Origin of the sequence: Pseudarthrobacter sp. CC4 (genome assembly GCF_048957775.1) — a bacterium.
Taxonomy (GTDB): domain Bacteria; phylum Actinomycetota; class Actinomycetes; order Actinomycetales; family Micrococcaceae; genus Arthrobacter.
This window is the reverse complement of sequence record NZ_JARCCZ010000017.1, coordinates 25,589-43,449: the sequence shown is the minus strand read 5'-3', so window position 1 is coordinate 43,449 and position 17,861 is coordinate 25,589. Positions and strand designations below refer to the sequence as shown.

23 protein-coding genes are annotated in these 17,861 nt (G+C 65.9%); 21 read left to right on the top strand and 2 right to left on the bottom strand.

The window, feature by feature from the left end:
- Positions 1–18 precede the first annotated feature (18 nt).
- From hpaD to PV768_RS12795, 10 genes are all read left to right on the top strand, one after another.
- Complete coding sequence (gene hpaD, locus PV768_RS12840) at positions 19–1,128, top strand: 3,4-dihydroxyphenylacetate 2,3-dioxygenase (protein WP_157240556.1); 1,110 nt, start codon at positions 19–21, stop codon at positions 1,126–1,128.
- 3 nt (positions 1,129–1,131) lie between these two features.
- The gene (gene hpaH / locus PV768_RS12835) at positions 1,132–1,917 is read left to right on the top strand and encodes a 2-oxo-hept-4-ene-1,7-dioate hydratase (protein ID WP_321214642.1); all 786 of its coding nucleotides are present in this window, start codon (positions 1,132–1,134) and stop codon (positions 1,915–1,917) included.
- Complete coding sequence (locus tag PV768_RS12830) at positions 1,902–2,714, top strand: HpcH/HpaI aldolase family protein (RefSeq protein ID WP_421093205.1); 813 nt, start codon at positions 1,902–1,904, stop codon at positions 2,712–2,714. The genes hpaH and PV768_RS12830 overlap by 16 nt, the downstream gene beginning before the upstream one ends.
- 103 nt (positions 2,715–2,817) lie before the next feature.
- Positions 2,818–3,870 (top strand): D-2-hydroxyacid dehydrogenase, encoded by a 1,053-nt coding sequence (locus PV768_RS12825; RefSeq protein ID WP_421093204.1) that lies wholly within the window; start codon positions 2,818–2,820, stop codon positions 3,868–3,870.
- A 34-nt stretch (positions 3,871–3,904) separates the two neighbouring features.
- Positions 3,905–4,642, top strand: coding sequence for a fumarylacetoacetate hydrolase family protein (locus tag PV768_RS12820; RefSeq protein WP_421093203.1), 738 nt, complete (start codon positions 3,905–3,907; stop codon positions 4,640–4,642).
- Positions 4,643–4,761: 119 nt separating this feature from the next.
- The gene (locus PV768_RS12815) at positions 4,762–5,562 is read left to right on the top strand and encodes an IclR family transcriptional regulator (protein WP_066279747.1); all 801 of its coding nucleotides are present in this window, start codon (positions 4,762–4,764) and stop codon (positions 5,560–5,562) included.
- Positions 5,563–5,707: 145 nt separating this feature from the next.
- On the top strand, positions 5,708–7,057 hold the full coding sequence (locus PV768_RS12810; protein ID WP_421093202.1) for an MFS transporter: 1,350 nt from the start codon (positions 5,708–5,710) through the stop codon (positions 7,055–7,057).
- Positions 7,058–7,152: 95 nt separating this feature from the next.
- Positions 7,153–8,136, top strand: coding sequence for an NAD(P)-dependent oxidoreductase (locus tag PV768_RS12805; protein ID WP_421093201.1), 984 nt, complete (start codon positions 7,153–7,155; stop codon positions 8,134–8,136).
- Positions 8,133–8,903, top strand: a complete 771-nt coding sequence (locus tag PV768_RS12800) for an SDR family oxidoreductase (protein ID WP_157240547.1) — start codon at positions 8,133–8,135, stop codon at positions 8,901–8,903. The genes PV768_RS12805 and PV768_RS12800 overlap by 4 nt, the downstream gene beginning before the upstream one ends.
- The gene (locus PV768_RS12795; protein ID WP_323057534.1) at positions 8,903–10,021 is read left to right on the top strand and encodes an L-idonate 5-dehydrogenase; all 1,119 of its coding nucleotides are present in this window, start codon (positions 8,903–8,905) and stop codon (positions 10,019–10,021) included. Before PV768_RS12800 ends, PV768_RS12795 begins: the two co-directional genes overlap by 1 nt.
- A gap of 64 nt (positions 10,022–10,085) precedes the next feature.
- On the opposite strand, the gene PV768_RS12790 is transcribed toward PV768_RS12795, so the two are convergent.
- Positions 10,086–10,343, bottom strand: coding sequence for a metal-sensitive transcriptional regulator (locus PV768_RS12790; RefSeq protein ID WP_104999301.1), 258 nt, complete (start codon positions 10,341–10,343; stop codon positions 10,086–10,088).
- 122 nt (positions 10,344–10,465) lie between these two features.
- Between PV768_RS12790 and PV768_RS12785 the strand changes: the two genes are divergently transcribed.
- The 8 genes from PV768_RS12785 (at position 10,466) to PV768_RS12750 (ending at position 14,820) form a co-directional block, all read left to right on the top strand.
- Entirely contained in the window at positions 10,466–11,080 is a 615-nt protein-coding gene (locus PV768_RS12785) for a rhodanese-like domain-containing protein (RefSeq protein WP_421093200.1), read from the top strand.
- Positions 11,077–11,838: a sulfite exporter TauE/SafE family protein gene (locus tag PV768_RS12780; RefSeq protein ID WP_157240542.1), complete on the top strand. Its 762-nt coding sequence runs from the start codon at positions 11,077–11,079 to the stop codon at positions 11,836–11,838. Before PV768_RS12785 ends, PV768_RS12780 begins: the two co-directional genes overlap by 4 nt.
- Positions 11,839–11,864: 26 nt before the next feature.
- Positions 11,865–12,206, top strand: coding sequence for a rhodanese-like domain-containing protein (locus tag PV768_RS12775; RefSeq protein WP_323057537.1), 342 nt, complete (start codon positions 11,865–11,867; stop codon positions 12,204–12,206).
- Between the two features lie 30 nt (positions 12,207–12,236).
- Positions 12,237–12,533, top strand: a complete 297-nt coding sequence (locus PV768_RS12770) for a rhodanese-like domain-containing protein (protein ID WP_421093199.1) — start codon at positions 12,237–12,239, stop codon at positions 12,531–12,533.
- A gap of 57 nt (positions 12,534–12,590) precedes the next feature.
- On the top strand, positions 12,591–12,953 hold the full coding sequence (locus PV768_RS12765; protein ID WP_321214652.1) for a thioredoxin family protein: 363 nt from the start codon (positions 12,591–12,593) through the stop codon (positions 12,951–12,953).
- Positions 12,931–13,143 carry a rhodanese-like domain-containing protein gene (locus PV768_RS12760; protein WP_421093198.1) on the top strand — a complete coding sequence of 71 codons (213 nt, stop codon included), beginning with the start codon at positions 12,931–12,933 and terminating at the stop codon, positions 13,141–13,143. Before PV768_RS12765 ends, PV768_RS12760 begins: the two co-directional genes overlap by 23 nt.
- 103 nt (positions 13,144–13,246) lie before the next feature.
- Positions 13,247–14,656, top strand: a complete 1,410-nt coding sequence (locus PV768_RS12755; RefSeq protein WP_157242878.1) for an MBL fold metallo-hydrolase — start codon at positions 13,247–13,249, stop codon at positions 14,654–14,656.
- A gap of 11 nt (positions 14,657–14,667) precedes the next feature.
- Positions 14,668–14,820: a hypothetical protein gene (locus tag PV768_RS12750; protein WP_157240535.1), complete on the top strand. Its 153-nt coding sequence runs from the start codon at positions 14,668–14,670 to the stop codon at positions 14,818–14,820.
- Between the two features lie 12 nt (positions 14,821–14,832).
- On the opposite strand, the gene PV768_RS12745 is transcribed toward PV768_RS12750, so the two are convergent.
- Complete coding sequence (locus tag PV768_RS12745; RefSeq protein ID WP_157240533.1) at positions 14,833–15,183, bottom strand: ArsR/SmtB family transcription factor; 351 nt, start codon at positions 15,181–15,183, stop codon at positions 14,833–14,835.
- Between the two features lie 98 nt (positions 15,184–15,281).
- On the opposite strand from PV768_RS12745, the gene arsB reads away from it, so the two are divergent.
- From arsB to trxB, 3 genes are read left to right on the top strand one after another with little or no spacing between them, the layout of a single operon-like run.
- On the top strand, positions 15,282–16,376 hold the full coding sequence (gene arsB, locus PV768_RS12740) for an ACR3 family arsenite efflux transporter (protein WP_421093197.1): 1,095 nt from the start codon (positions 15,282–15,284) through the stop codon (positions 16,374–16,376).
- A 24-nt stretch (positions 16,377–16,400) separates the two neighbouring features.
- Positions 16,401–16,823 carry an arsenate reductase ArsC gene (locus tag PV768_RS12735; protein WP_104999201.1) on the top strand — a complete coding sequence of 141 codons (423 nt, stop codon included), beginning with the start codon at positions 16,401–16,403 and terminating at the stop codon, positions 16,821–16,823.
- A 53-nt stretch (positions 16,824–16,876) separates the two neighbouring features.
- A complete protein-coding gene (trxB, locus tag PV768_RS12730; RefSeq protein WP_421093246.1) occupies positions 16,877–17,854 on the top strand; it encodes a thioredoxin-disulfide reductase in 978 nt (325 codons plus the stop codon).
- Positions 17,855–17,861 lie beyond the last annotated feature (7 nt).

Genomic DNA, 17,861 nt, shown 5'->3' with positions numbered 1-17,861 from the left:
CAAAGAAGAGAGACCATCATGAGCAACCCGTTCACCGGCCCTATCCCCACCCCCACTGTCCCGGCTCCGGACATCGTCCGCTGCGCCTACATGGAAATCGTGGTCACCGACCTCGCCAAATCCCGCGCGTTCTACGTGGACATGCTCGGCCTGCACGTCACCGAAGAAGACGAGAACGCCATCTACCTGCGCACCCTGGAGGAGTTCATTCACCACAACCTGGTGCTCCGCAAGGGACCCGTCGCCGCCGTGGCCGCCTTCGCCTACCGGGTGAAGTCCCCCGCCGAAGTGGACGCCGCAGAGGCGTACTACCGCGAGTTGGGCTGCCGGGTTGAACGCCGCAAGGAAGGCTTCACCAAGGGCATCGGAGACTCCGTCCGCGTCGAAGACCCGCTGGGCTTCCCGTACGAGTTCTTCTACGACGTGGAGCACGTGGAGCGCCTAACCCAGCGCTACGACCTCTACTCCGCCGGTGAGCTGGTCCGCCTGGACCACTTCAACCAGGTCACCCCCGACGTCCCGCGCGGCCGCAAATACCTTGAGGACCTCGGCTTCCGCGTCTCGGAGGACATCCAGGATTCCGACGGCGTCACGTACGCCGCATGGATGCACCGCAAGCAGACCGTCCACGACACCGCGCTCACCGGCGGCAACGGGCCGCGGATGCACCACATTGCCTTTGCCACGCACGAGAAGCACAACATCATCCAGATCTGCGACAAGATGGGCGCCCTGCGCATCAGCGACCGGATCGAACGCGGCCCCGGCCGGCACGGCGTGTCCAACGCCTTCTACCTCTACATCCTGGACCCGGACGGCCACCGTGTGGAGATCTACACCCAGGACTACTACACCGGCGATCCGGACAACCCCACCATCACCTGGGACGTCCACGACAACCAGCGCCGCGACTGGTGGGGCAACCCCGTTGTCCCCTCCTGGTACACCGAAGCCTCCCTGGTCCTGGACCTGGACGGCAACCCGCAGCCGGTCATCGAGCGCGAGGAAAAGAGCGAAATGGCGGTCACCGTGGGCGCCGACGGCTTCTCCTACACCCGGAAAACAGAAGGAGAAGGCGCCGGTGCCACTGAACAGAAGACCGGCTTCAAGCTGGGGGCGCAGGTCTAGATCATGCTGGATGACAGGACGATCGAGGCCATCGCGGACGAACTGGTCGAGGCGGGCCGTAACCGGAAACCTGTGCCGCGCCTGACCGCACGCTACCCGGACATGACGGTGGAGGACTCCTACGCCGTGCAGCTGTTGTGGCGGCGGCGGAACGAGGAAGCCGGACGGACCCTGGTGGGGCGCAAGATCGGCCTCACGTCCAAGGCCATGCAGGCCGCCACCGGCATCACCGAACCGGACTACGGCGCCATCTTCGATGACATGGTGCTGGAAACCGGCTGCTCCGTGGACTGGGACCAGTACACCCACCCGCGGGTGGAGGTGGAGCTGGCCTTCGTCTTGAAAGACGGGCTGAAAGGCCCGGGCTGCACCATCTTCGACGTCCTGAAAGCCACCGACTACGTTGTCCCGGCCCTGGAGATCCTGGATTCCCGGATCGAGATGGAAGGCAGGACCATCGTGGACACCATCTCGGACAACGCGGCGATGGGCGCCATGGTGATCGGCGGCCGGCCCGTGAAGCCCGACGCCGTGGACCTCCGCTGGGTCTCCGCCATCCTCTACAAGAACCAGACCGTTGAAGAGACCGGAGTCGCCGCCGGGGTCCTGGACCACCCGGCCAACGGCGTCCACTGGCTGGCCAACAAGATCGCCGCCCACGGCGACTCACTGAAAGCCGGCGACATCATCCTCGCCGGCTCCTTCACCCGCCCGCTCTGGGTGTACAAGGGAGATACCGTCCACGCCGACTACGGACCCCTGGGGAGTGTCACATGCCGCTTCGAATAGAGGACACCTTCCGCGACGCCCTCGCCGGGGCGGACCGGCCGCTGGCCGGGATGTGGGTCTGTTCCGGAAGCCCCCTGGTCGCCGAGCTGTGCGCCGGATCCGGGCTGGACTGGCTCCTGGTGGACGCAGAGCACAGCCCCAACGGCCTCGAATCCATCCTCGCCCAGCTCCAGGCCATCCACGGCTACCCCGCCCACACCATGGTCCGCCCGCCCGCCAACGACACCGTGCTCATTAAGCAGTACCTGGACCTGGGCGTGCAGAACCTGCTCATCCCCATGGTCAACTCAGCCGCTGAGGCGGAAGCCGCCGTGGCCGCAACCCGCTACCCGCCGCAGGGCGTCCGCGGGGTCGGCTCGGCCCTGGCCCGCGCGGCACGCTGGAACCGGGTCCCGGACTACCTCGCCCGGGCCAACGAGACCATCAGCGTCACCGTACAGATCGAATCCGAAGCCGCGGTAGCCGTCGTGGAAAACATCCTGGCGGTCGACGGCGTCGACGCCATCTTCGTGGGCCCGTCCGACCTCGCCGCCTCCATGGGCCTGCTGGGACAGCAGGAACACCCCGAGGTGCGCGCCGCCGTCGAACACTGCCTCGCTGCCGCCAAAGCCGCCGGGAAACCCGCGGGCGTTAACGCCTTCAACCCGGACACCGCCCGCCACTACCTCGACCAGGGTGCCAACTTCATCCTGGTGGGCGCCGACGTCGCCCTCCTGGCAAGGGGCTCCGAAGCCTTGGCAGCGCAGTACATCCAGGCGGCGGAGGCTGCCGATGGCGACAACACCGCCAGCTACTGACGTCGTCCCGCATTCACCTGCCTCGCGTGACGCCTCGCAGACGTGAAGACAGCCAGCAGGCCATTTGTTCAGCATATTAGCCATAAGCCAGTATAGTGAACGAATGACCTCCACAATCACCCTAGCGATTGCTGTACCGCTCGAAGCAGAGCTGGTGGAGCAGATCCGCGCCGTCGATCCGTCAGTTACCGTCCTCTACGAGCCCGAGCTCCTGCCACCCGAGCGTTACCCGGCCGACCACTCCGGCGACCCGGCCTTCAAGCGCACTCCAGCCCAGGAAGAGCGCTACTGGGCCATGCTCAACAGCGCACAGGTGCTTTACGGCTTCCCCAACGAAAGCCCCGCCGGCCTCGCCCGCATAGCCCGCGAGAATCCGCGCCTGCAGTGGATCCACGCAATGGCCGCAGGGGCGGGCGGAGCCGCCAAGGCCTCCGGACTGGACCAGGACATCCTGCAAAAGTTCAAGATCACCACATCAGCCGGCGTCCACGCCCTGCCCCTCGCCGAGTTCGCGGCGCTCGGAATCCTCAACGGCTTCAAACGGAGCGCAGAACTGGCCCAGGACCAGGCCGCCAAAACATGGCCTGAACTGCGGATCCCCACCCGCCTGGTCAACGGCTCCACATTGGTGGTCACCGGGCTGGGCGAAATCGGGCTGGAGACCGCAAGGATCGCCAGGGCGCTGGGGATGAAGGTCAGCGGAACCAAGCGGTCGGTGGAACACATCGACGGCATCGAGCAGGTGGTGGACAACACCGGCCTTCCGGCCCTGCTGGCCACGGCCGATGCAGTGGTGAACACGCTGCCCGGCACCGCCTTCACGGAGAATCTTTACAACCATGAAACGTTCGCCGCCATGAAGCCCGGGACGGTCTTCATCAACGTGGGCCGGGGCACCGTCGTCGACGAAGAGGCCCTGCTGGAAGCCCTCAACAACGGCCAGGTCGGCTACGCCTGCCTGGACGTCTTCGCCGTCGAGCCCCTTCCGGAGGACAGCCCCCTCTGGGAGCACCCCAGGGTCATGGTCTCCCCGCACACATCCGCCCTCAGTGCCGCCGAGAACCGCCTCATCACCGAGCGCTTCTGCAGCAACCTGCGGACCTTCCTCGATGGGGGCGACCTCCCCCACCTCGTGGACACGGTCCACTTCTACTAAGCCCCCCGGCTCGAAGCACGGTCAGGAGAGATCCATGCGCATCGCAAGAATCAAGACGGCAGAGGGAGCCCGGCACGCCGTGGAGCGGAGCGGGATGTGGCACCACATTGTTGATCCGTTCGAGGAACCCTTCAGCTACACAGGGCACACCACCTCCGGCGCAGATGCCGTGTTCCTCGCCCCGGTCCGGCCGGCTGTGGTGCTCGGCATCGGACACAACCGGACGCTGAACGACCATCCGCTGCCCATCCAGGCCTGGCATAAGTCTGTGCACACCCTCGCCAATCCCGGCGATCCGGTGGTCGCCGTCCGGGACCGCGGCACGGTCAACGTGGAAGGCGAACTCGCAGTGGTCATCGGGAAACAAGCCAAGGAGCTGACGCCCGGCAACGCCTTGGAGCATGTCCTCGGCTATACGTGCGTCAATGACGTGACCAACGTGGACCAGGGCCTGGTGGATGAACGGAACTTCCAGGGCAAGGCCGGCGTGAACTACACGCCCCTTGGCCCGTGGATCGAAACCGACATCCCGGATCCGGACCTTGTGGGAATCGAGGTCATCGTCAACGGAGTGGCCCAGGCGAACTCCGGGACGTCCAACCTGCCCTCCTCAGTGGCGGAGTGCCTCGTCTACGTAACTTCCTGGCTGACGCTGGAACCCGGCGACGTGCTTATGACAGGGGCTCCCGGGACCGCCGTGGCAGTCCTGCCGGGCGATCAAGTGGACATCGTGATCGAGGGAATCGGCACCCTTACAAACAAGGTCGCCTGAGTTCCCCCGCCTTCCGGAGCACGCATGGCATGGGACGCGATGACGCGCGCCCCTATGATGGATGGTGTTCAGTCAAATGAACACCAGTTCGTCCTGCCGCGGCAACCCGAAGGAGAATCATGGCCGATTCCCGCAACTCCGGCCCTCAACCAGACAACCAGGGCAACGCCTCACCCGCCCCCGCCGTCACGCGGGCGGCAGCCGTCCTGGATGCACTGGCCTCCTCCGCCACAGGCCGCCTCACCCTCAGCGACCTCTCGCGGGAAGTAGGCATCCCCAAATCATCCACGTCGAACCTGCTGCTGGCGCTGGAGGAAGCCAGGCTTATCAACCGCCAGGGCAGTGAGTTCACCCTTGGCCGCAAGCTGGTTGAACTCGGCGCGGCATACCTTGGCCGCCTGGATGAGGTGCAGGAGTTCTACCGCTACTGCGAGCAGGCCCCGGTACTCTCCGGCGAGACCGTTCGCATCGCCATGCTCGACGGCTTGAACGTCATCTACCTAGCGCGCTACGAGGGCCACCCCGCCGTACGACTGACGTCGAATATCGGCGACAAAATGCCAGTCTCGCTCTGCGCAGTGGGCAAGGCACTGATAGCGCGGCTGCATGACCATGACATCGAGGAACTCTTCCCCGATGACGCGGAACTGCCCGTGCTGACGCCGAAGTCGCTGCGCACGGGAGCCGAATTCAAGGCACAGCTGCAGACCATCCGCGAACAGGGCTACGCCTTTGAGGACGAGGAATCCACCACCGGCGTGGTCTGCCTGGCCGTTGCCGTGCCCACCCGCGGAGCCCACGGTCCCAGCCTCGGCCTGTCAGTGACAGCACTCAAGGCCACGTACACGCCTGAGCAGGGTGCCCAGATGGTCAAGGAACTCCAGGAACTCGCCCATTCCCTGGGCAACCCCATGGGGTAACCGCCGCCGCTTCCTTCACAAACGCATTCACCCTTGCCGTCTGTTCAACTTGCTGTATTGTGTTCAGCATAGTGATCGACGCAACAGGTGTCGTTGCTATCCCACCAGGCCAACGAGGGTCTGGAGTGCGTTTAAGGGAGTTACTGTGACAACTCGTACTAAATCACCGCAGACCGACAGGAACGGCCATGCGGTCGAACCGGGGCAGCTGCGAAGGGCAACGCTTGCCAGCTCTGTAGGGTCAGCCCTCGAGTACTACGACTTTTACATTTATGGCCTCGCGTCAGCACTGATCTTTGGTCCGCTGTTCTTTTCCCCCTTGGGTGAAAGCGGCGCAGTCATCGCCTCGTTTGCCACGTACGGCGTCGGCTTTGCCGCAAGGCCCTTCGGCGGGGTGGTCTTTGGCTACATCGGAGACCGCTTCGGCCGGAAGATGGTGCTGATCCTCACCATCGGCCTGATGGGAATGGCAAGCTTCGCCATCGGCCTCCTGCCCACCTTTGAACAGGCAGGAATGCTCGGTGCCGTCCTGCTGGTCGCCCTCCGCATCCTCCAGGGCCTTGGCGCCGGCGCCGAGCAGGCCGGGGCAACCACGCTGATTTCCGAGGTGGCTCCGCGAAGCCGCCGCGGGTTCTTTGCCTCCCTGCCCTTCGTGGGCATCCAGCTGGGCACCCTGCTCGGAGCGGGCACGTTCGCCCTGATGGCCCTCGCGGACCGGGATGTCCTGCTGGGCTGGCTGTGGCGGGTCCCCTTCCTGGCCAGCGTCATTCTTATTGTTATAGCTGTCTTTATCCGGCTCCGGCTGAAGGAAACACCGGTCTTCCAGGAGCTGGAGAAGCACAAAGCGGTGGTCAAGAATCCGGTGGGTCAAATCTGGAAGCACTCCAAGAAGAACGTGCTCGTCGGAATCGGCCTGCGCATGGGTGAAAACGGCAACTCGTCGGTTTACTCCGCGCTTCTGGTCTCATTCATCAGCCTTCCAGCCGGCGTATTCCCGGGCGACAAGTTCATTGGTCCAACAGGATTGCTGATCGCCGCCGGCTGCGCAGCAGTCATGGTGGTCACCTTCGGCGCCCTGTCCGACCGGTTCGGCCGGGTTCCCGTGTACCGCTACGGGGCACTATTCCAGGCCCTCATTGCACTGCCCGCGTTCTACCTGGTCACGCTGGGCAACGTCACCCTGGTTTGGGCAGTGATGGCGGTGGGCATCGCCCTGGGCGTGCAGTCCATGCTGGGTCCGCAATGCGCCCTGCTGCCTGAACTCTTCGGCTCCCAGCACCGGTTCACCGGCGTGGCCCTCAGCCGGGAACTCTCGGCAGTCCTCGCCGGCGGGTTCGCACCCATGATCGGCGTTGCGCTGCTCGCTGCAACCAACCACTCCTGGCTGGTTCCCGCGCTCTACTCACTGGTCCTGGCCGCAATCTCCTTTGTCACCACGTTCTTTACTCCCGAAACCAACGGCCGCGACCTGGTGCTCGTTGAGGACGCCAGGTAGAAATCGCTGAACCCTGGGGCGGCCCCTGCGGGGGCCGCCCCAGGGTTCGTCAGCAGCCAAGCATCCCCTGCCCGTCCGGTCACCAAAGGTTGAACATGAACGACATCAACACCGCCTCCGCTCCCCCTGCCCCCGTCGATCAAACCCGTCCGCGGGCCGGGTTTGTCGGGCTGGGGCTGATGGGCGCACCCATGGCCGCCAACCTGCTGCGGGCGGGATGGTCCGTCACGGGATGGAACCGCTCCCCCGCCGCTGTTGAAGACCTGCTGCGGCTGGGCGGGAGCGGCGCCGCCACGGTGGCGGACCTGAGGGACGAGCCGGTCATCATTTTTATGCTCCCCGATCTTTCCTTCATTGAAGATGCCGCAGCAGGGCTCCTCGACGCATGGCGGACCTCGCCGCCTGAACCGGGAACGGTCGTTGTGGTCATGAGCAGCGTTTCACCCGTGGGCGTCAGAGACTTCGGCCGGGCGGTTATCGAGGCAAGCGGCGGGAACGCCACAGTGCTGGATGCGCCCGTCAGCGGCGGTACACACGGCGCAAAGCAAGGAGACCTCGCCATCATGGCAGGCGGCTCGGAAGGGGACTTCGCGCGGGTCCGGCCGGCACTGCAGGCCATGGGCGCAACAGTCCGGCGGCTCGGCGGGCTCGGGGCGGGCTCCTTGGCCAAAGCATGCAACCAGCTGGTTGTCGGCACCACGACGGCGGCCCTCGCGGAAGCAGCCGAGCTTGCGGAACGCTCCGGTCTGGAGGTCACGGCCCTCTTCGAGGTGCTCTCCGGCGGGCTCGCTGCAAGCCGGGTGCTGGAACTCGTAGGTCCCCGCCTGGCAGCAAAGGACTACACGCCCACAGGACCGGCTAAGTTCATGCACAAGGACCTGTCTTTTGTCGTGGAGAGTGCACGAAGCGTCGGTGCCGCTGCGCCGATGGCGTCCGCCGGGACCGAACTCTACGCGCAGTTGCTCGCGCAAGGCCTGGGGGACCTCGACCTGGCCGTGGTGCGTAAGGCCATTGCGAACCTCAGCACCACAGACGCTTCCCACAGCGGGACCGAAGCGGCCAAGGAGACTGCACGATGACTTCACTTTTCGACCTGACCGGGCGTGCGGCGCTAGTTACCGGCTCCAGCCGGGGAATAGGCAACGCCCTTGCCCGTGCCCTGGCGGATGCCGGTGCAACGGTGGTGTTGAACGGGATGGATGCGGACCGCCTCAAGGCTGCAGAAACCTCCATGTCCGCCGATTTCCCGCCAGGCCGTATCCACAGCTGCGCCTTCGACGTTACCAAGGACGCGGAAGTGGCCAGTGCCGTGGCCTGGGTGGAGGAGAACGTAGGTCCACTGGAGATCCTGGTCAACAATGCCGGAATCCAACACCGCGTCGCCATGGTTGACCTGGACGTCGAAGACTGGGAAAGGGTCATCACCACTGACCTCACCAGCGCTTTCCTCGTGGGCCGGGCGGCAGCCCGCTTCATGATCCCCCGCGGCCGCGGCAAGATCATCAACATCTGCTCCGTCCAGGCCGACCTTGCACGGCCCACCATCGCGCCCTACATCGCTGCCAAGGGCGGCCTGCGAAACCTCACCCGCGCCATGACGGCGGAATGGGCGGCTTCCGGCCTGCAGATCAACGCCATCGCCCCTGGTTACATCCACACCGAAATGACCCGGAACCTGGTGGACGATGAGCAGTTCAACACCTGGATCCTTGGGAGGACCCCCGCGCACCGCTGGGGCACCGTCCAGGACCTCGCCGGACCGGCAGTCTGGCTGGCCTCCAGCGGTTCAGATTTCGTGAACGGACAAACGATCTTCATCGACGGCGGAATGACGGTGGTGGTCTGATGCGCACCGTTGCCGAACTGCCGGCGGCGGGTCCCGCCGTCGTCGCCCATGCTGCAGGCGACCTGCGCATTGAAAGCATTCCGCTCCCGGCACCCCTGCCCGACCAGGCCGTGGTGGAGATTGCCTACGGCGGGATCTGCGGCTCCGACCTGCACTACTGGCTGCACGGTGCCGCCGGGGAATCGGTACTGAAGGCCCCCATGGTGCTTGGCCACGAGATCGTGGGGACTGTCATCCGCGCGGCAGCGGACGGGTCGGGACCGGCTGAGGGCGCACCGGTCGCCGTGCATCCGGCCACGCCCGGGCCGGGAGAGGGTCCGGACTATGCCAGGTATCCCGAAGACCGGCCCAACCTGTCCCCCGGCTGCACCTATCTTGGAAGTGCCGCACGGTTCCCGCATACGGACGGCGCCTTCAGCAGGTACGTCAACCTGCCGTCGCGGATGCTGCGGGTCCTGCCGCCCGGCCTGGACCTGAAGGCAGCGGCGCTGATCGAACCGGCCAGCGTGGCGTGGCATGCCGTGAGCCGCGCCGGTGATGTCAGGGGCAAGACGTTCCTGGTGGTGGGCTGCGGCCCTATCGGTACGCTGACCGTCGCCGTCCTCAAGCGTGCGGGCGCGGCCCGCATCGTGGCCACGGACCTGCACCGAAAACCGCTCGACATTGCACTGGCAGTTGGAGCGGACGAGGTGCTGGAAGCCAGCGAGGCCCAGGCCCTGGCAGCGGTCCAGGCAGACATCGTTATCGAGTCCTCCGGCTCCCACTATGGATTGGCGACGGCCATCAAAGGAGCGGTGCGTGGCGGCAAAGTGGTGATGGTCGGCTTGCTCCCGTCCGGACCGCAGCCTGTACTGATCTCACTGGCTATCACCCGGGAGCTGGAATTGCTGGGATCATTCAGGTTCAACGACGAGATCGATGAGGTCATCGCGGCGCTGGGCGACGGGTCCCTGTTCGTGGCCCCGGTGACCACGCACGTCTTCCCGCTGGAACGCGGTCTCGAAGCTTTTGAAACGGCCAAGGACTCGGCCGAGTCCGGCAAAGTCCTGCTGGACTTCGATCCTGATGCGTCGCTCTCCACCGGACCAGGAGCTGCAGAAGCAGCACGCCCGCGCTAAAGGGACCGCGCCGGGGGCAGTTTGGGGGACCTGCACCCGGCGCGGAGTCTCTGATACCGCCTGGTTAGGCGAGGGAAAGGAAGAGCTTCTCCAGCTCTTTCCTGTCCATGGTGGCGTCCTCGCGGACAATGCACTGCTCCAGGCCGCTGGCGATGATCGCGAAGCCGGCCCTGTCCAGCGCCTTCGAGACGGCGGCGAGCTGCGTGACGATGTCCTTGCAGTCCCTGCCTTCCTCCAGCATCCGCGTCACGGCGGCGAGCTGGCCCTGGGCGCGCTTGAGGCGGTTGACCACTGGGGCCAGTTCAGTCGAGTCGAGTTCCATGAGGTCTCCGTAGGTGGGGTTCTTGCCTCCAACTATATACCCCTCGGGGTGTTTTTGACTACCCCCGGGGGTATCTGTAATACTCGGTGGGGTATTCACCTTCCCCCGACGAGAGGCCAGCAATGACTTCCCCTTCCACGGCACCGGCCGTCACCGCCCTTGCTCCCGAGACCCTGCGCACCTGGATCGAACAGCATCAGGACCTCGTCATCATCGACGTGCGCTCCGCCGCAGAATTCGAGTCCATGCACATCCGCGGCTCCTACAACGTGCCCCTGCCGCTGCTGTCCGAGCACACCGATGAGCTCGCCGCCCGCCTGGGCTCCCGCGTGGTCCTGGTCTGCCAGTCCGGAGCGCGGGCCGAGCAGGCACGGCAGCGGCTGGGCAAGTCCGGGATCGACGGCGCCTACGTCCTGACCGGCGGGGCGCCCGGCTTCGCCGCCGCCGGCGGGGACGTCGTCAAGGGCAAGGACCGCTGGGACCTGGAGCGCCAGGTCCGCCTCGCCGCAGGCTCCCTGGTGGTCCTGGGCCTGGCCGGCGGCAGGTTCGTCTCGCCGAAGATCCGCATGCTCGCCGGCGCCATCGGCACCGGCCTCACGTTTTCGGCGGCCACCAACACCTGCGCCATGGGCCAGGCCCTCTCGGCGATGCCGTGGAACAAGGCCGCCAAGGAACCCACCCGCGAAAGCGCCATTCTGACCCTCCCCGTCAACACCGAGCAGACGCCGGCAGCATGATTACGGCCCTGTCGCTGGGCCTCTTCGTCGGGATCGTCCTCGGTGTAGTAGGCGGCGGGGGCTCTATCATTGCTGTTCCCGCCCTGGTCTATGGCGTGGGGATGACCCCCGCCGAGGCCATCCCCACTTCCCTCCTGGTGGTTGGCGCTTCATCCTTGGCAGCGCTGATCCCACGCCTGCGCGAGGGCATCAACTGGCCCGTAGTGCTGATTGTCGGCGCAGCCGGCGTCCCCGCCGCGTGGGGCGGGACAGCGGTGGGTCGGCTGCTGGATCCGAACATACTGATGCTCGCCTTCGCGGTCATCATGGTGGCAGCGGGGATACGCATGCTAATGAAGGCCAAGGAATCCGGCGGCGGATCCTGCAGCACGGGACCAAGCCGCGCCTTCCGCTCCTGCGCACCCAAGGCGGTGGGGGTTGGCGTACTCGTCGGATTCCTCACGGGGCTGCTCGGGGTGGGCGGCGGGTTCCTGATTACACCCGCCCTCACCCTGCTCCTGGGCCTGCGTATGAAGCAAGCCGTGGGTTCAGCCCTTGCCATCATCGTGATCAATTCAGCCGCCGGTTTTGGTGCCCACGCTGCAGGATTCAGCATTGACTGGCCAGGCCTGCTGAGCTTTGCGGTGCCGGCGGTCCTTGGCTCCCTCATCGCCGCCCGCCTCGCCCGCCGGCTGAAGGACAAACACGTCCGCATTTCTTTCGCGGTGCTCATCTTCGCAGTCGCGGCATGGGTCACCGCAAGTACCGTCACCGCCTAGCAAACCACCCCCCCCAAGGAGAACCCATGGGCCTCATCAGCTCCCTGAAAAAAGCCTTCAGCAAGCCCTACAAAACCGTCTCAGTAGCTGAGGCCAAGGACCTCCTGTCCTCGGGCGCCGCGCTGATCGACGTCCGCTCCGCCCAGGAATGGCGCTCCGGACGCGCACCCCAGGCGAAGCACATCCCGCTGGACCGGCTGCAGACCGGCACCCCCGGCATCAACAAGAACCGGGCAGTGATAGCCATGTGCCAGTCCGGGGTCCGCTCCGCTTCAGCGGCGCGGCTCCTCGCTTCGCAGGGCTACGAGGCCTACTCCCTGCGCGGCGGCATGGGCGCCTGGCGCTCGGCCGGCGAACCCGTCCGCTGACAACAGCCCACTATTTCGAAGGAGAATCCCATGGCTGAAATCACCGTCACCGACGCCGAACAGCGTCTATCCACCGCCCGCATCCTTGATGTCCGCGAGGACTTCGAGGTCGAGGAAGGCATGATCCCCGGCGCCCTGCACATCCCCGTGGGCCAGCTGCAGGCACGCCTGTCCGAACTGGACCCTGCCGTCCCCGTCATAGTGGTCTGCCGCAGCGGCAACCGTTCAGCCCGCGTCGCCGACGCCCTCAACGGCGCCGGCTTCACCGCCGACACCATGGCCGGCGGCATGGTCGCCTGGACCCGCGCCGGCCTGCCCACCACCTGACTCCTGCATCCCGCCAAGAACCGCCACAACAAAAAGCCCGAAAGGACACGAAATACCATGGCTACCATCGACGTCACGGAACAGAGCTTCGCTGAGACCCTGGAGAACAACGACATTGTCTTCGTTGACTTCTGGGCGGCATGGTGCGGCCCCTGCCGCATGTTCGCCCCCACTTACGGCGCCGCAGCTGACCGGCACCCGGACATCACCTTCGCCAAAGTGGACACCGAAGCCGAACGGTCCCTCGCCGCCGCAGCGAACATCACCTCCATCCCCACCCTGATGGCTTTCAAGGACAGGACACTCGTCTTCTCCCAGCCTGGAACCCTCAACGCCACCGGCCTCGAAGAAGTCATCCAGGAAGTACGGAAGCTGGACATGGACAAGCTCCGCGCGGATGCAGCCCGGCAGCTGGCCTGAAACGGGGACCGCGGCGCAACCGTGGCGCACCATCACGGCCGACGGCCTGGCCGGCGTCTGGCCCCGCGCCGCGGTAGTGGACGTCCGGAGCCGGGAGGAGTATTCCATCGCTCGCATCCCGGGCAGCCTGAATATCCCGCTGGGTGGCCTGCCCGCCCGCCTCGCAGACTGCCCCCCACACCATTCCTGACAGGCAGCAGCAGGCTTGCTGTATACCCCCTGGGGTATTAGCATTGATACCAGAGCCCACCTTAGACCTTCCCCTCCACCGCTTTCACGAAGGAGAGCAACAGATGCTTATCGAGCGTATTTACGATGAAGACCTCGCCCAGGCCAGCTACCTGATCGGCTGCCAGGCAAAGGGCGAAGCCGTGGTTGTCGACGGCCGCCGCGACATCGCGGTGTACCAGGACCTCGCCAGGAAGAACGGCATGAAGATCGTGGCCGTCACCGAAACCCACATCCATGCGGACTACCTTTCCGGCACCCGTGAACTGGCCGCCGCCACCGGCGCAACCATTTATGTCTCCGGTGAGGGCGGCCCGGACTGGCAGTACGAATTCGACGGCGAGCGGCTGTTCGACGGCGACACGATCACCCTGGGGAACATCAGCATCAAGGCGCTGCACACCCCCGGCCACACTCCGGAGCACCTCTCCTTCCTGGTGACGGACGGCGCGTTCAGCGACCAGCCGGGCTACCTGCTCTCCGGGGATTTCGTCTTCTCCGGTGACCTGGGACGACCCGATCTGCTCGACGAGGCCGCGGGCGGCGTCGACACCCGCTTCGCGGGGGCCAAGCAGCTCTTCACCAGCCTCCGGGACAAGTTCCTGACCCTGCCGGACTATGTCCAGGTCCACCCTGCCCACGGTGCCGGCAGCGCCTGCGGCAAGGCGCTGGGCGCCATCCCCTCCTCCACGGTGGGCTACGAACGCCTCTACGCCTGGTGGGGCCCCTACCTCGCCGCCAACGACGAGCAGGGCTTCATCGACGAGCTCCTCGACGGCCAGCCGGACGCCCACGCCTACTTCGGCCGCATGAAGCGCGAAAACCGTGAAGGCCCGGCCGTCATGGGAGAACGCGCACCGCTGCCCGAACTCGCACCCGGCATCGTCGCTGCAGGCCTGGCGGAGGACACCCTGACCTTCATTGACACCCGTCCCAACAGCGAAGTCCACGAAGGCACGGTGGCACGTTCCCTGAACGTCCCTGCCGGCAAATCAGTGGCCAGCTACGGCGCCTGGGTAGTCAACCCGGAAACCGACAAGAACCCGCTGGTGCTGCTGGCACCGGACCAGGACACCGCCCAGGACATGTGGGACCACCTGGTGCGCGTCGGCATCGACAACGTCGCCGGCTACGTCACAAGCCTTGAAGGCCTCCCCGCCGCCGTCCCGAAGCTCATCCAGCCCGAGGAACTCGAGGACTTCGACGCCGCCATGGTCCTGGACGTCCGCAACAGGACCGAGCACACCGCGGGACACATCCCCGGATCGCGCCAGCTCAGCGGAGGCCGCGCTATGTGGCACCTGGATGAACTTCCCGCCAACGGCACCATCGTGACCTACTGCCAGAGCGGGGTGCGCAACTCGGTCGCAGCCAGCGCGCTGCGCCGCGCCGGGTACGACGTCGTCGAACTGGACGGCAGCTACGCCGGCTGGAGCGCCTGGAAGCAGGCACGGGAATCCGTGTCCAGCAACTAGGCAAAGCAGTAATGACAGCGATCGCTTTGGGACTGCGCCAGAACCTGGCGCAGTCCCTGCTGATGGTCTGCCCCACCCTGCTCGCGGCGATCGCCGCGAGCACCGCAGCGTCCGGCATCGCGGTGGCCGTGCGGATGCGCCGCGCAGACCACCGGCGGTATTAGGGCGGCGGTGACCTAGAGCGCCGCGAGCATTTCGGCGACGCCGTCCAAGGCCCCCGGGACCAGCGAGTAGTAGGCCCACGTCCCGCGCTTTTCCCGGTGCAGGATCCCGGCTTCCACCAGGATCTTCAAGTGGTGGGAGACGGTGGGCTGGCCAAGGTCCAGTGGCTCCGTGAGGTCGCAGACGCAGGACTCCCCCGACTCCTCCGCCTTGACGATCGACAGCAGGCGCAGGCGGTTGGGATCGGCCAGTGCCTTGAAAACCAGGGCTTTCTGCTGGGCATCTTCCGCGCCGAGCACCGGCCTCCCCGACGGGACGCAGCAGGAAGCGTCGACGGCGGGTTCACGAGTCTGCAACGGGTTCATGGCTTCCATTATGCAATAGATTGACATTCATCGATATAGCTGGGGATACTTCACATATCGATTTCCATCAATCTATCGCCGAGCAGCACAGGAGACCCGTGAGCACCCGGACCGAGACACCGCCCATCCAAGGGGAAGAGGCCGTCGCCGGCAAGCTCTCCACCCTGGACCGCTTCCTCCCCGTGTGGATCATCGCTGCCATGGTGCTGGGCCTCCTCCTTGGCAACCTGGTCCCCGGCCTGGACACCGCGCTGGAAGCCGTCAAAGTGGGCGAAGTGTCGCTGCCCATCGCCGTCGGCCTTCTGGTCATGATGTACCCGGTGCTTGCGAAGGTCCGCTACGACCAGACCCGCCGTGTGCTGGGCGACCGGAAACTCATGGTGTCGTCCCTGGCGATCAACTGGGTCCTGGCCCCCGCATTCATGTTCGTCCTGGCCTGGCTCTTCCTCGCAGACCTTCCCGAGTACCGGACCGGCCTGATCATCGTGGGCCTGGCCCGGTGCATTGCCATGGTGATGATCTGGAACGACCTCGCCTGCGGTGACCGGGAATCCGCTGCCGTCCTGGTTGCCATCAACTCCCTGTTCCAGGTGGTTGCGTTCGGCGCGCTGGGCTGGTTTTACCTGCAGCTCCTGCCGTCCTGGCTGGGCCTTCCCACCACCAGCGCCGATTTCTCCTTCTGGGCCATCACCCTTTCAGTGCTGATCTTCCTGGGCGTCCCGCTGCTGGCCGGCTTCCTCACCCGCACCTTCGGCGAAAAAGCCCGGGGCCGCGACTGGTACGAGGAAAAATTCCTCCCCAGGCTCGGCCCCTGGGCGCTCTACGGCCTGCTGTTCACCATCACCCTCCTCTTCGCCCTGCAGGGAGGCACCTTCACCGCCCGCCCGCTGGATGTAGCCCGCATCGCGCTTCCGCTGCTGGTCTACTTCGTGGTTGTCTTCGGCGCGGGCATGCTGCTCGGCAAGTGGCTGGGCCTTGGCTACGCCAAGACCACCACACTGGCCTTCACGGCGGCGGGCAACAACTTCGAACTGGCCATCGCTGTGGCGATTGGCACCTTCGGCGTGACGTCCGGCCAAGCCCTTGCCGGCGTCGTCGGCCCCTTGATAGAAGTGCCCGCACTTGTTGCACTGGTGTATGCGGCCCTCTGGGCCCGCAAGCGCTTCTTCAGCCCCGCCACCGCTATCCTCTGACCACCGTTACCACCGGAGACCACCATGAGCACCGAAACCGCCAAGAAACCGTCCGTCCTGTTCGTCTGCGTCCACAACGCCGGCCGTTCCCAGATGGCCGCCGCCTTCCTCACCAGCCTTTCCAAGGGCGCCATCGAGGTGCGCTCCGCCGGCTCCCAGCCCGCGGACAAGATCAACCCGTCCGCCGTGGAAGCCATGGCCGAGGTGGGCATCGACATGTCCGCCGAGGTTCCCAAGGTCCTGACCACGGAGGCCGTGAAGGAATCCGACGTCGTCATCACCATGGGCTGCGGTGACGAATGCCCGTACTTCCCCGGCAAGCGCTACGAGGACTGGGTCCTCGAGGACCCCGCAGGCAAGGGCGTTGAATCCGTCCGCCCCATCCGCGACCAGATCAAAACCCGCATCGAGGGCCTGATCGAATCCCTCATCCCGGCCGCCAAGTAGATCCACAAGATTCCGACCCCCAGGAGATTCCCGTGAGCGAGACCGTGAACGCCGTGAACACAGAACAGTTGATCATCATCGGGTCCGGCCCTGCCGGCTACACCGCCGCCATCTACGCCGCCCGGGCAGGGCTCAAGCCCCTGGTCCTAGCCGGCTCGGTCACCGCCGGCGGCGCCCTGATGAACACCACTGAAGTGGAGAACTTCCCCGGTTTCCCGGGCGGCATCCAGGGTCCGGAACTCATGGACGGGCTGCAGGAACAGGCGGAGAAGTTCGGCGCGCAGGTGGTGTTCGACGACGTCACGGAAGTCTCGCTGGCGGGCCACCTCAAGCGGGTGGTCACCGGCGGCGGCGACGTGCACGAGGCTCCCGCCGTCATCCTTGCCACCGGCTCCGCCTACAAGGAACTCGGGCTGCCGGAGGAGAAGAAGTTCAGCGGCCACGGCGTTTCCTGGTGCGCCACCTGCGACGGGTTCTTCTTCCGCGAGCAGGACATCATCGTGGTAGGCGGCGGCGACTCGGCCATGGAGGAGGCGATGTTCCTGACCCGGTTCGGCAAGTCCGTCACCGTCGTCGTGCGCAAGGGCGAACTGCGGGCCTCCCGCATCATGGCGCAGCGTGCCAAGGACAACCCCAAGATCAGCTTCGCCTGGAACTCCGCCGTCACCGCCATCCACGGCGATACCAAGGTCACCGGCGTCACGCTGACGGACACCCGCACCGGGGAAACCCGCCAGCAGTCCGCCACCGGAATCTTCGTCGCCATCGGCCACCTCCCGCGCACCGAACTCGTGGCCGGGCAGGTGGACCTGGACGACGAGGGCTACATCAAGGTGGACGCCCCCACCACGGTCACCAACCTCTCCGGCGTCTTCGCCTGCGGCGACGCCGTGGACCACCGCTACCGCCAGGCCATCACCGCGGCCGGCACCGGCTGCGCCGCCGCCCTGGATGCCGAGCGCTACCTCGCGGCGCTCGAAGACGCGGACAGCATCGCCACCGCCCTGGTCGAGGAACCAACCCACGCCTGACCCGCCC

Bases quoted from the DNA above. Each gene is read 5' to 3' on its own strand.
- PV768_RS12805 (WP_421093201.1), top strand. From the start codon at position 7,153: ATGAACGACATCAACACCGCCTCCGCTCCCCCTGCCCCCGTCGATCAA.
- PV768_RS12815 (WP_066279747.1), top strand. From the start codon at position 4,762: ATGGCCGATTCCCGCAACTCCGGCCCTCAACCAGACAACCAGGGCAAC.
- PV768_RS12775 (WP_323057537.1), top strand. From the start codon at position 11,865: ATGGGCCTCATCAGCTCCCTGAAAAAAGCCTTCAGCAAGCCCTACAAA.
- PV768_RS12800 (WP_157240547.1), top strand. From the start codon at position 8,133: ATGACTTCACTTTTCGACCTGACCGGGCGTGCGGCGCTAGTTACCGGC.
- hpaH (WP_321214642.1), top strand. From the start codon at position 1,132: ATGCTGGATGACAGGACGATCGAGGCCATCGCGGACGAACTGGTCGAG.
- PV768_RS12825 (WP_421093204.1), top strand. From the start codon at position 2,818: ATGACCTCCACAATCACCCTAGCGATTGCTGTACCGCTCGAAGCAGAG.
- PV768_RS12735 (WP_104999201.1), top strand. From the start codon at position 16,401: ATGAGCACCGAAACCGCCAAGAAACCGTCCGTCCTGTTCGTCTGCGTC.
- PV768_RS12820 (WP_421093203.1), top strand. From the start codon at position 3,905: ATGCGCATCGCAAGAATCAAGACGGCAGAGGGAGCCCGGCACGCCGTG.
- PV768_RS12795 (WP_323057534.1), top strand. From the start codon at position 8,903: ATGCGCACCGTTGCCGAACTGCCGGCGGCGGGTCCCGCCGTCGTCGCC.
- PV768_RS12830 (WP_421093205.1), top strand. From the start codon at position 1,902: ATGCCGCTTCGAATAGAGGACACCTTCCGCGACGCCCTCGCCGGGGCG.
- PV768_RS12780 (WP_157240542.1), top strand. From the start codon at position 11,077: ATGATTACGGCCCTGTCGCTGGGCCTCTTCGTCGGGATCGTCCTCGGT.
- hpaD (WP_157240556.1), top strand. From the start codon at position 19: ATGAGCAACCCGTTCACCGGCCCTATCCCCACCCCCACTGTCCCGGCT.
- PV768_RS12770 (WP_421093199.1), top strand. From the start codon at position 12,237: ATGGCTGAAATCACCGTCACCGACGCCGAACAGCGTCTATCCACCGCC.
- PV768_RS12790 (WP_104999301.1), bottom strand. From the start codon at position 10,343: ATGGAACTCGACTCGACTGAACTGGCCCCAGTGGTCAACCGCCTCAAG.
- PV768_RS12760 (WP_421093198.1), top strand. From the start codon at position 12,931: ATGCAGCCCGGCAGCTGGCCTGAAACGGGGACCGCGGCGCAACCGTGG.
- PV768_RS12785 (WP_421093200.1), top strand. From the start codon at position 10,466: ATGACTTCCCCTTCCACGGCACCGGCCGTCACCGCCCTTGCTCCCGAG.
- PV768_RS12750 (WP_157240535.1), top strand. From the start codon at position 14,668: ATGACAGCGATCGCTTTGGGACTGCGCCAGAACCTGGCGCAGTCCCTG.
- PV768_RS12755 (WP_157242878.1), top strand. From the start codon at position 13,247: ATGCTTATCGAGCGTATTTACGATGAAGACCTCGCCCAGGCCAGCTAC.
- PV768_RS12765 (WP_321214652.1), top strand. From the start codon at position 12,591: ATGGCTACCATCGACGTCACGGAACAGAGCTTCGCTGAGACCCTGGAG.
- PV768_RS12745 (WP_157240533.1), bottom strand. From the start codon at position 15,183: ATGAACCCGTTGCAGACTCGTGAACCCGCCGTCGACGCTTCCTGCTGC.